A 10428-nucleotide genomic window follows, 5' to 3' on the forward strand; every position below is an offset into this window, starting at 1 on the left:
GGAGGCCGGCGGGCCGGGGGGCGGGCGAGACTGCCGCGTGGAGGACGACACCGACTCCACCGACCGACCGCCTGCCGAAAGGTGCCCCATGGACCGCGCCGGCCACGCCGAGATCTCCGCCCTCCCGTTCGTCGACGTGCACACGGTCCTCGTCGACGCGGAACCGGCCGTCGTGTGGCGGGCCGCCGGGGAGGCCGTGGCCCGGAGCTTCGCGGGCGGGCCCTCGGAGGGCGTCGCGCGGCTGCTGGGAGCTGCCGACCCGGCCGCTTCCGGGCCCCGTCCGCCGGCCCCGGGAGCGACGGTGCCGGGCTTCCGGGTGGTCGGCGCCGTCGAGGACCGGGAGCTGGCGCTCGCCGGCCGCCACCGCTTCTCGGCGTACGCCCTGGTGCTGCGCCTGGAGCGGGAGGGCCCGGGGCGCACCCGGCTGCGGGCCGAGACGCGGGCGGCCTTCCCGGGTCCGGCCGGCCGCCTCTACCGGCTGCTGGTCATCGGGTCGCGGGCGCACCGGCTGGCCGTGCGCCGGCTGCTGGCGGGGATCCGCCGCCGGGCCGAGGCGGGCGGGCCCGGGTCAGGTCGGGGAGCCGGAGGAGAAGCGGCGCAGCAGCGGTGAGAGCACCAGCACCGACTTGGTGCGCTCGACGAACGGCTCGCCCGCGATCCGCTCCAGGACCCGCTCGAAGTGCCGCATGTCGGAGGCGAAGACCTGGGCGACCGCGTCCGCGTCCCCGGTGACGGTGGACGCGGCCACGACCTCCTGGTAGCGCTCCAGGCCCCGCTGGATGGTCTCCGGCGAGGTGTTGCGGCGGCAGTAGATCTCGACGAACCCCTCGGTCTCCCAGCCGAGCGCCGAGGGATCGACGCGGACGGTGAATCCGGTGATGGCCCCGGTGGCGCGCAGTCGGTCCACCCGGCGTTTCACGGCCGGGGCGGACAGGCCGACCAGCTGGCCGATGTCCGCGTAGGAGCGACGGGCGTCCTCGGCGAGGGCGTGCACGATGCGTTCGTCGAGATCGTTCAGCACTGGGGGTCGTTCACTTCGCTTCTGGTGTTGCCTCTGGGGTGGCCGCCGCCACGGCGAGCCGGGACCGGCGATAGCCGTAGAGGAAGTAGAACACGAGACCGGCGGCCATCCAGAACCCGAACACCACCCAGGTGACGGTATCGAGGCTGAACATGTTGTACGCGCAGAAGGCGAAGCCCAGCACGGGCAGCACCGGACCGAACGGCACCTTGAAGGTGCGCTCCAGCTCGGGCCGCTTGTAGCGCAGCACGATCACCGCGATGTTGACCAGGGCGAAGGCGAACAGCGTGCCGATGCTGGTGGCGTCGACGAGCTTGCCGAGCGGGATCAGGGCGGCGAGGACACCGCAGAACAGGGAGACGATGACGGTGTTCAGGCGCGGGGCACCGGTCTTGGCGTCGACCTTGCCGAGCGCCTTGGGGACCAGTCCGTCGCGGGACATCGCGAAGAGGATGCGGGTCTGGCCGTAGAGCACGGTGAGGACCACGCTGGCGATGGAGATGACCGCGCCCAGGGCGAGCAGGGTGCCCCAGAAGGTCTGGCCGCTGACGTCGTTCATGATCGCGGCGAGGGAGGCCTCGGAGCCCTCGAACTCGGTCCAGTGCCAGGCGCCGACGGCGACGGCCGCGACCAGCACGTACAGCGCGGTGACGATGATCAGCGACAGCATGATCGCGCGCGGCAGGTCCTTCTTCGGGTCCTTGGCCTCCTCGCCGGCGGTGGAGGCGGCGTCGAAGCCGATGTACGAGAAGAACAGCGTGGCGCCGGCCGCGCTGACGCCCGCCATGCCGAGCGGCATGAAGTCGGCGTAGTTGCCGGACTTGAAGCCCATGAAGCCGACCGCGCAGAACAGCACCAGCGCCGCGATCTTCACCGCGACCATGATGGTGTTGGCGCGGGCGGACTCGCGCACCCCGCCGAGCAGGAAGACCATCGCCAGCAGGACGACGATCAGCGCGGGCAGGTTGATGATCCCGCCCTCGCCGGGCGCCGAGGACAGGGCGCTCGGGATGGTGACGCCGATGGTGCCGTCGAGGAGTTCGTTGAGGTACTCGCCCCAGCCGACTGCGACGGCGGCCACGGACACGCCGTACTCCAGCACCAGACACCAGCCGCAGACCCAGGCGACCAGCTCGCCCATCGTTGCGTACGCATACGAGTAGGAGGAGCCGGCGACCGGGATGCTGCCGGCCAGTTCGGCGTACGACAGGGCGGAGAAGAGGGCCGTCAGACCGGCGATGACGAACGCCAGGGTGACCGCGGGACCGGCCTCCGGGACGGCGTCGCCGAGGACGACGAAGATGCCGGTGCCGAGGGTGGCACCGATGCTGATCATGGTGAGCTGCCACAGGCCCAGGGAGCGCCTGAGCGAGCCGCCCTCGCCCTGGCCGCCCTCCGCGACCAGGTGTTCCACGGGCTTGCGGCGCATCAGGCGCGCGGCGACGCCCGGGGCTTGCTGGGTGCGGTTCTGCGGGGGTGCGCCTTGGTCGAGCACGCGCTGGCTCCTTCTCGCTGCCGTTGGGGACAGACGGGGACCGACGGCAGCCCGGCGGAGAGCCGGGAACCACCGAGCGGGGTCCCCGCCACGCCACGTACAGCGCGACACTCTATGGGCGGGGCATTGCGGCTGTAATGCAGCAACCTTGCGCATACCCGCAAGATCATTGCGTTGATGCGGGCCGGGCGTGGGTTCGTTGCGCGGGGGCTTTCGAGTGTTGCGTTCCGGCCCTGATCGTCCGGATATGCCGAGCGGCCGGCGCGGGCCGTCGAGGGCCGCCGGACCTCCGTCCGCTGGGCTCCGGGGGAGGCGCGGGGCATGCACGGGGCATGCGAAAGGCCCCCGGTTCTCCGGGGGCCTTTCGTGGGACCGGGGTCAGTTCCAGCTGGCGTGCAGCGGCTTGCCCTCGGCGTAGCCGGCCGCGCTCTGGATGCCGACGACGGCCTTCTCGGCGAACTCCTCCAGGGAGGCGGCACCGGCGTAGGTGCACGAGGAGCGGACGCCGGCGATGATCGAGTCGATCAGGTCCTCGACGCCCGGGCGGGCCGGGTCGAGGAACATCCGGGAGGTGGAGATGCCCTCCTCGAACAGCGCCTTGCGGGCGCGGTCGTACGCCGACTCCTCGGACGTACGGTTGCGCACGGCCCGCGCGGACGCCATGCCGAACGACTCCTTGTAGGCGCGGCCGTCGGCGTCGTGCTGGAGGTCGCCCGGGGACTCGTAGGTGCCGGCGAACCAGGAGCCGATCATCACGTTGGAGGCACCGGCCGCGAGGGCCATCGCCACGTCGCGGGGGTGGCGGACACCGCCGTCGGCCCACACGTGCTTGCCGTACTTCTTCGCCTCGGCGGCGCACTCCAGCACCGCGGAGAACTGCGGCCGGCCGACGCCGGTCATCATGCGGGTGGTGCACATGGCGCCGGGGCCCACACCGACCTTGATGATGTCGGCGCCCGCGTCGACCAGGTCCTTGACGCCCTCGGCGGAGACGATGTTGCCCGCGACGATCGGCACCTGCGGGTCGAGCGCGCGCACGGTCCGGATCGCGCTGATCATCGACTCCTGGTGGCCGTGCGCGGTGTCGATGACGAGGGTGTCGACGCCCGCGTCCAGCAGCTGCTTCGCCTTGCCCGCCACGTCGCCGTTGATGCCGACGGCGGCGGCGATGCGCAGCCTGCCGCGCGCGTCCACGGCCGGGGTGTACAGGGTGGCGCGCAGGGCGCCCTTGCGGGTGAGGATGCCCGCGAGCCTGCCGTCCTCGTCGACCGCCGGGGCGTAGCGCCGGTTGTGGTGGTCGAGGGTGTTGAAGGCCTCGCGCGGGTCGATGCCGGCGTCCAGCAGGAGCAGGTCCTTGGACATGACCACTTCGAGCTGGGTGAAGCGGTCGACGCCGGTCAGGTCCGCGTCGGTGACGACACCGACCGGGCGCTGGTCCTCGTCGACGACCACACCGGCGTTGTGCGCCCGCTTGGGCAGCAGCGACAGCGCGTCGGCCACGGTCTGGTGGGGGGCGAGCACGATCGGGGTGTCCAGCACCAGGTGGCGGCTCTTGACCCAGGAGATGACGTCGGTGACGACCTCGATCGGGATGTCCTGCGGGATGACCACGAGGCCGCCGCGCCGGGCCACGGTCTCGGCCATCCGGCGGCCGGCGATGGCGGTCATGTTGGCGACGACGAGCGGGATCGTGGTGCCCGTGCCGTCCGGGGAGCCGAGGTCCACGTCCTGCCGGGAGCCGACCGCGCTACGGCGCGGCACCATGAACACGTCGTCGTACGTCAGGTCGTACGAGGGCTGGATGTCGTTGAGGAAACGCACGTGCTGCACATCCCAGTCGATCAGAGGTGGCCCCCGGACAGGTCAGCCAGGGGGAAAGAGCACGTACTTCATTGTCCCATGGCACCCGGTCACGGACGTACGGGCAGTTCATCCGAGCTGGTCAGGAAGGCCTTCGGAGGATCCTCCAAGCGCGAGCGCCACGGTGGCGCGGGCGCCTCGTCCGTCGCCCGGGAGAACACCCCGCACGCGGGCAGCGGCCCCTCGGCGGGCGGGTCCGCACCGCGGCAGCACGGGGCCGATGCCGGTACGGCCGCCCCCGCGGCGCCCGTCGCCGGGAGCCGTCGGGGGCGGCCGGTGTCCGCCCGCAAGAGCCGTCGCGTCAGTGGCCGTCCGGGTCCGCCCGGTTCAGCGCGGGCTTGGGCGCCGGGCCGGCCGTCATCAGGTAGTCCGCGGCCGAGGTGTCGGTGACCAGGCTGGTGACCAGCCCGGAGCGCAGCACCGCGTCGATCGCGGGCCCCTTGCGCTGCCCGCCCGCGATGGCCACGACCTCCGGGATACGGCGCAGCTGGTCGGCCTTGACGGTGATGCACCGCTCGCCGAGGTCGCGGCCGATCCGGCGGCCCTCCGCGTCGAAGAGGTGCGCGGACATCTCGGCGGCGACACCGAGCGAGGCGTAGTGGGCCCGCTCCTCGTCGCTGAGCATGTCGTGCACCGTCGAGATGCCCGGCTCCCAGGAGCCGATGGAGACACAGGCGACCGTGACCTTGTCGAAGTACTCGAAGGCCCGGGCGATCCCGGTCTGGTTGCGCAGCGCCGCCGCGGTGGCCGCGTCCGGCAGCAGCATCGGCGCGTAGATGGGGTGGGCGTCGCCGCCCGAGACCTGGGCGGCGCGCCGTACGGCCTCCACCGAGCCGCGTTCGGCGGTCCCCGCGTCGTACACCCCGGTCAGCTGCACCACGGTGCACGGCGGGAGCCGGTCGAGGGCCGCGGCCATGTGGATGGTGGACCGGCCCCAGGCCAGGCCCAGCACATCGCCCTCGTTGACCAGCTCGCCGAGCAGGTCCGCGGCCACCTCCCCGAGGTTCTCGGGGTCCGGGGTCTCCTCCGACTCGGGCGGCGACTCGACCACCACGGCGTGCCTGAGGCCGTAGCGGGCGCGCAGCGCGTCGGAGCGCTCGGCGTCCAGCTCGGCCGGGACCCGGATCTCGATGCGTACGAGGTCCCGTTCGAGGGCGGTCTCCAGGACCCGGGCCACCTTGAAGCGGCTGACGCCGAACTCCTCGGCGATCTGGATCTTGGACTTGCCCTCGAGGTAGAAGCGGCGGGCCATGGCCGCCGCCTGCACCAGCTCAGCGGGTCCCATCCGCATGGCTGACCGGCCCGCCGACATACCCGACACGGCGATCTCCTCACTGCTGTTCACACTCTGGATTCGCCGTTCATCCTTGCAGATCCGGCGCGCTTGATCAGCCCTGATGGGCGCCGTTCACGTTCCTGACGCTCAGTGGTCGCACGCCCACGACGCCTTGGCGGTGGCCGCCTCGGCCTGGGTGCGCAGTGCACGTACCGCCTCGGCCGGGTCGGATGCCCCGTAGACCGCCGATCCGGCCACGAAGACATCGGCGCCGGCCTCGGCGCACCGCTCGATGGTGGAAGCCGAGACTCCGCCGTCCACCTGGAGCCACAGCTGCAGACCGTGCTTGCCGATCAGCTCCCGGGTGCGCCGGATCTTCGGCAGCATGATGTCGAGGAACGCCTGACCGCCGAAGCCCGGCTCCACCGTCATGATGAGCAGCATGTCCAGCTCGGGCAGCAGGTCCTCGTACGGCTCGATGGGCGTCGCGGGCTTCAGCGCCATCGAGGCGCGGGCACCCTTCGCCCGGATCTCCCGCGCGAGACGCACCGGAGCGGCGGCGGCCTCGACGTGGAAGGTGACCGAGGAGGCACCCGCCTCCACGTACTGCGGCGCCCAGCGGTCGGGGGCCTCGATCATCAGATGGCAGTCCAGCGGCGTGTCCGTCGCACGGGCCAGGGACTCCACGACCGGCACGCCGAGCGTCAGGTTCGGGACGAAATGGTTGTCCATGACGTCGACATGGAGCCAGTCGGCTCCCTCGACCGCCTTCGCCTCGTCGGCGAGACGGGCGAAGTCGGCGGACAGGATGCTGGGGTTGATCTGCACGGCCATGACCCAAGACTGCCATGCCCTCCGGGGGTTGGTGGCATCGGTCCCCGTTCGATTTCGGCGCGGACCGGTGGGGCCGGTCGCGCCCACGCGGCGCAGCCGCATGATGTCGCGCCCGCGCCCCTGTCCCGGCGCTGTCTCTCAGGCGGTGCGGCGGATCAGGGCCAGGTACATCGCGTCCGTGCCGTGCAGGTGGGGCCAGAGCTGGATGTCGGGGCCCTCGCCGAGGTCGGGGACGCCGGGGAGGAGGGGGCGGGCGTCGATCATCTCCGCGTCCGGGAACTGCTTGACCAGGTCGGCCACCACGGCCCGGGTCTCGGGCAGCAGCGGGGAGCAGGTGGCGTAGCCGACGACGCCGCCGACGCGCACGGACTCCAGGGCGGTGCGCAGCAGGGCCCGCTGGAGCGGCGCGAAGCCGTCCAGGTCCTCGGGGCGGCGCCGCCAGCGGGCCTCGGGGCGGCGGCGCAGCGCGCCGAGCCCGGTGCAGGGCACGTCCATCAGGACCCGGTCGAAGCTGCCGGGCCGCCACGGCGGGCGGGTGCCGTCGGCGGCGATGACCTGGTAGGGGCCGGGGTTGCCGTGCAGGGCCTTGGCGACCAGCCCCGCCCGGTGGATCTGCTTCTCGGAGGCGAGCAGCGTGGCGCCCCGCTCCGCCGCGAGCGCGGCGAGCAGCGCGGCCTTGCCGCCGGGTCCGGCGCAGCCGTCGAGCCACCTCTCGTCCGGCCCTTCCAGCGGGGCGTTGGCGAGCGCGAGCGCGACGAGCTGGCTGCCCTCGTCCTGCACCCCGGCGCGGCCCTCGCGCACGGCCTGGACGGCGCCGGGCTCGCCGCCCTCGGTGAGCCGGACGGCGTACGGCGACCAGCGGCCCGGCACCGCGGCGTCCTCGGCCAGCAGCTCCTCGGCCGTGGCCCGGCCGGGGCGGGCGACCAGCGTCACCTCGGGGCGCTCGTTGTCCGCCGCCAGCAGCCGCTCGATGCCGTCCCGGCCGCCGCCGAGCGAGTCCCACAGCGCGGAGACGACCCAGCGCGGGTGGGAGTGGACGACGGAGAGGTGGTCCTCGGGGTCCTCGTCGTAGGGCGGCGCGACCCGCTCCATCCAGCCGTCGAGGTCGTGCTGGGCGACCTTGCGCAGCACGGCGTTGACGAACTTGGCGCGCCCGTCGCCGAGCACCACGCGGGCCAGTTCCACGGTGGCGGAGACGGCGGCGTGCGGGGGGATGCGGGTGCCGAGCAGCTGGTGCGCGCCGAGGCTCAGCACGTCCAGCACCGGCGGGTCGACCTCGCGCAGCGGCCGGTCGACGCAGGCCGCGATGACCGCGTCGTAGGTGCCCTGCCGGCGCAGGGTCCCGTAGACCAGCTCGGTGGCCAGCGCGGCGTCCCGCCCGTCGAACTTCTCGGGCCCCTCCTTCTCGCGCGCCTTGCGCAGCAGCGGCGGCAGCACGAGGTTGGCGTAGGCGTCCCGCTCGTCCACGGCGCGCAGGGCCTCGAAGGCGAGGACGCGGACGGGGTCCTTCTGGGGCCGACGGTAGGGCTTGCCAGGCTTGCGGGGCCGCCGGGAGGTGTCGCTCACGAAAAGGTGCTCCGGTGTTCTGTGTACGGTGTGCGACCAGCCTACGACGCGCGCGAACCGGCCGCGCCGGCCCTCACCCCGTTCACCCCGGACACCCCGTTCACCCCGGACACCCCGGACACCCCGGACACCCTGGACACCCCGGACACCCTGGCCTCCTCGGACATCACGGTCACCCGGTCACCCGCGGCGGCCGTCCGCGGCTCGCCCCGGACGTCAGGAGCCGACGGACTCGTCGTCGCCGATCCGCACGCCGCGCGCCCAGTCCGCCGCCCGCATCGGCTTCTTGCCCTGAGCCTGCACCCACAGCAGCTCGACGGCGTGCGAACCGGTGCCGGCGTAGACGTTGTTCTTGCCGACGGACAGCTTGCCGGGCGCCAGGTCGGTCCGCTCGGGCACCAGGGCGACCTGGATGAGCTTCAGCCGCTCCCCGCGGAAGGTGGTCCACGCGCCGGGCGCCGGGGTGCAGCCGCGCACCACGCGGTCGACCCGCAGCGCGGGTGCCGCCCAGTCGACGCGCGCGTCCTCGACGGTGATCTTCGGTGCGAGGCTGACGCCCTCGGCGGGCTGCGGTACGGCCTTGAGGGAGCCGTCCTCGATGCCGTCCATGGTGGCGGCCAGCAGCCCCGCCCCGGCGAAGGCGAGCCGGGTCAGCAGGTCGCCGCTGGTGTCGGTGGGGCGGATCTCCTCGGTGACGGTGCCGTAGACGGGGCCGGAGTCCAGTCCCTCCTCGATGAGGAAGGTGGAGGCGCCGGTGATCTCGTCGCCCGCCATGATGGAGTGCTGCACGGGCGCCGCGCCGCGCCAGGCGGGCAGCAGCGAGAAGTGCAGGTTGACCCAGCCGTGCCGGGGGATGTCGAGGGCGACCCGCGGCAGCAGCGCGCCGTACGCGACGACCGGGCAGCAGTCAGGGGCGATCGCGCGCAGCCGGTCCAGGAACTCCGGGTCCCGCGGCTTGGCGGGCTTCAGCACCTCGATGCCGGCCTCCTCCGCCCGCTCGGCCACGGGCGAGGCGACCAGCCTGCGGCCCCGCCCGGCCGGCGCGTCGGGCCGGGTGACGACGGCGGCCACCTCGTGCCGCCCGGAGGCGAGCAGAGCGTCCAGGGCGGGAACGGCGACCTCGGGGGTACCGGCGAAGACGAGCTTCATGGGTGGGCACGGGCCTCTCGGACAGGGGCGGATGCGGGCGGCGCACCAGTCTAGTGACCATGGACGCCGAGCCGTCGACGGCGGAAAGCCGCAGGCGGGGCGCATCGCGCGCGTCCCCCTCGGGGGGCGTACGCATATGCCCATACGCCCCCCGTGCGTGACCAGCGGCGCGAATCGGCGTTGGTCAAGAAAGAGTTGACCACTACGGGCCGCGATCGCGGCCCGATCCTTTCTCTTCAACGCCGGTTCGAGAGGCTTGTTCATGGCCGACCACGCAACCCACGACGCCCAGGCTCGGGCCAGCCTGCACTTGCTGGTGCGGGACATCGAGCGGGTCCGCCGGCAGGTGGACGCGCTGCGCACGCTCACCGCCCAGCTGGGCAACGTCTACCGCCCGCGCCGCTCCGGCCCCTCCACGGGCTTCGTCGTCTACGGACGCGCTCCCGCCCCGACGGTCCGTCTCGCCCAGGAGCTGCGGGACAGTGTCGAGACCCTGGTGACGGCCGCGGTCGACTTCGACCGCTCGCTCGGCTTCTCGTGGGACGCGGTGGGCTCCGCCCTCGGGGTCACCAAGCAGGCCGTCCACCGCCGGTACGGCTCCCGCCGGGCCGCCGCGCAGGCCGCCGCCGAGACCGAGCGCGGCACCGAGCCGTCGGGCACCCGCACGGTCAACGTGGGCACCGGGCTGCCGGCGGTCCCCACGGTCCCGGCCGCCCGCTCCATGCCGACCCAGCCGACGGCGGGCAGCCCGGCCCTGCGCGACGAGGCCAGGCCGACGGCGTTCCCCGCACCGCGCAACGGCTGACGCCTCCCCCGCACCTGCCCTCCCGGCACGGGGCCGGGAGGGCAGTCTCGTGTGTCCGGGGTGTCGGGGGCGTCCGGAGTGTCCGGGTGGTCCGTATGTCCGATGTGTCCGGGGGGATCGGGGGTGTCCGGGGCGACCGAAGTGCCTGAGGGCGCGGGCGTGCGGATGGGCGGCGCGGGCGTGCGGGTGGGCGGCACGGGCGTGCGGGTGGGCGGCACGGCGATGGCGCACCCGCCCACCCCGCCCCGCCGCTCATCCGATGTCCGGCGGATCGATCCGCACCCGGACCGGCGCCCCGCTCCCCCGGGCCATCCGGGCCGCCTGTGTGGCCTTCAGGGCGCTCGCCAGCGCGGCACCGCGCCCCGGCGGCACCCGGATCAGCGCGCGCTCCCAGTGCTCGCCGGGCGGCGGTGCGCCGGGCC

At 73.5% G+C, this 10428-nt stretch carries 9 protein-coding genes; 2 read left to right on the top strand and 7 right to left on the bottom strand.

What is annotated here, in order from left to right:
- Window positions 1-88: 88 nt before the first annotated feature.
- Window positions 89-610 carry a hypothetical protein gene (locus AB0K92_RS24785; RefSeq protein ID WP_365926215.1) on the top strand — a complete coding sequence of 174 codons (522 nt, stop codon included), beginning with the start codon at window positions 89-91 and terminating at the stop codon, window positions 608-610.
- Here the strand turns inward: AB0K92_RS24785 and AB0K92_RS24790 are convergent.
- The 7 genes from AB0K92_RS24790 to fmt form a co-directional block, all read right to left on the bottom strand.
- The gene (locus tag AB0K92_RS24790) at window positions 569-1021 is read right to left on the bottom strand and encodes an Lrp/AsnC family transcriptional regulator (RefSeq protein ID WP_043498934.1); all 453 of its coding nucleotides are present in this window, start codon (window positions 1019-1021) and stop codon (window positions 569-571) included. The two genes, AB0K92_RS24785 and AB0K92_RS24790, sit on opposite strands and share 42 nt — an antisense overlap.
- 10 nt (window positions 1022-1031) lie before the next feature.
- The gene (locus AB0K92_RS24795) at window positions 1032-2516 is read right to left on the bottom strand and encodes an amino acid permease (protein WP_365926217.1); all 1485 of its coding nucleotides are present in this window, start codon (window positions 2514-2516) and stop codon (window positions 1032-1034) included.
- A gap of 378 nt (window positions 2517-2894) precedes the next feature.
- The gene (locus AB0K92_RS24800) at window positions 2895-4337 is read right to left on the bottom strand and encodes a GuaB1 family IMP dehydrogenase-related protein (RefSeq protein ID WP_365926233.1); all 1443 of its coding nucleotides are present in this window, start codon (window positions 4335-4337) and stop codon (window positions 2895-2897) included.
- Between the two features lie 340 nt (window positions 4338-4677).
- A complete protein-coding gene (locus AB0K92_RS24805) occupies window positions 4678-5721 on the bottom strand; it encodes a sugar-binding domain-containing protein (RefSeq protein WP_365926219.1) in 1044 nt (347 codons plus the stop codon).
- A gap of 78 nt (window positions 5722-5799) precedes the next feature.
- On the bottom strand, window positions 5800-6486 hold the full coding sequence (rpe, locus tag AB0K92_RS24810) for a ribulose-phosphate 3-epimerase (protein ID WP_365926221.1): 687 nt from the start codon (window positions 6484-6486) through the stop codon (window positions 5800-5802).
- A gap of 138 nt (window positions 6487-6624) precedes the next feature.
- Window positions 6625-8052, bottom strand: a complete 1428-nt coding sequence (locus AB0K92_RS24815; protein WP_365926223.1) for a transcription antitermination factor NusB — start codon at window positions 8050-8052, stop codon at window positions 6625-6627.
- A 216-nt stretch (window positions 8053-8268) separates the two neighbouring features.
- On the bottom strand, window positions 8269-9201 hold the full coding sequence (gene fmt / locus AB0K92_RS24820; RefSeq protein WP_365926225.1) for a methionyl-tRNA formyltransferase: 933 nt from the start codon (window positions 9199-9201) through the stop codon (window positions 8269-8271).
- A gap of 262 nt (window positions 9202-9463) precedes the next feature.
- Between fmt and AB0K92_RS24825 the strand changes: the two genes are divergently transcribed.
- Window positions 9464-10006, top strand: a complete 543-nt coding sequence (locus AB0K92_RS24825; protein WP_365926227.1) for a hypothetical protein — start codon at window positions 9464-9466, stop codon at window positions 10004-10006.
- Window positions 10007-10428 lie beyond the last annotated feature (422 nt).

Source organism: Streptomyces sp. NPDC052687, from assembly GCF_040678395.1.
Classification (GTDB): Bacteria; Actinomycetota; Actinomycetes; order Streptomycetales; family Streptomycetaceae; genus Streptomyces.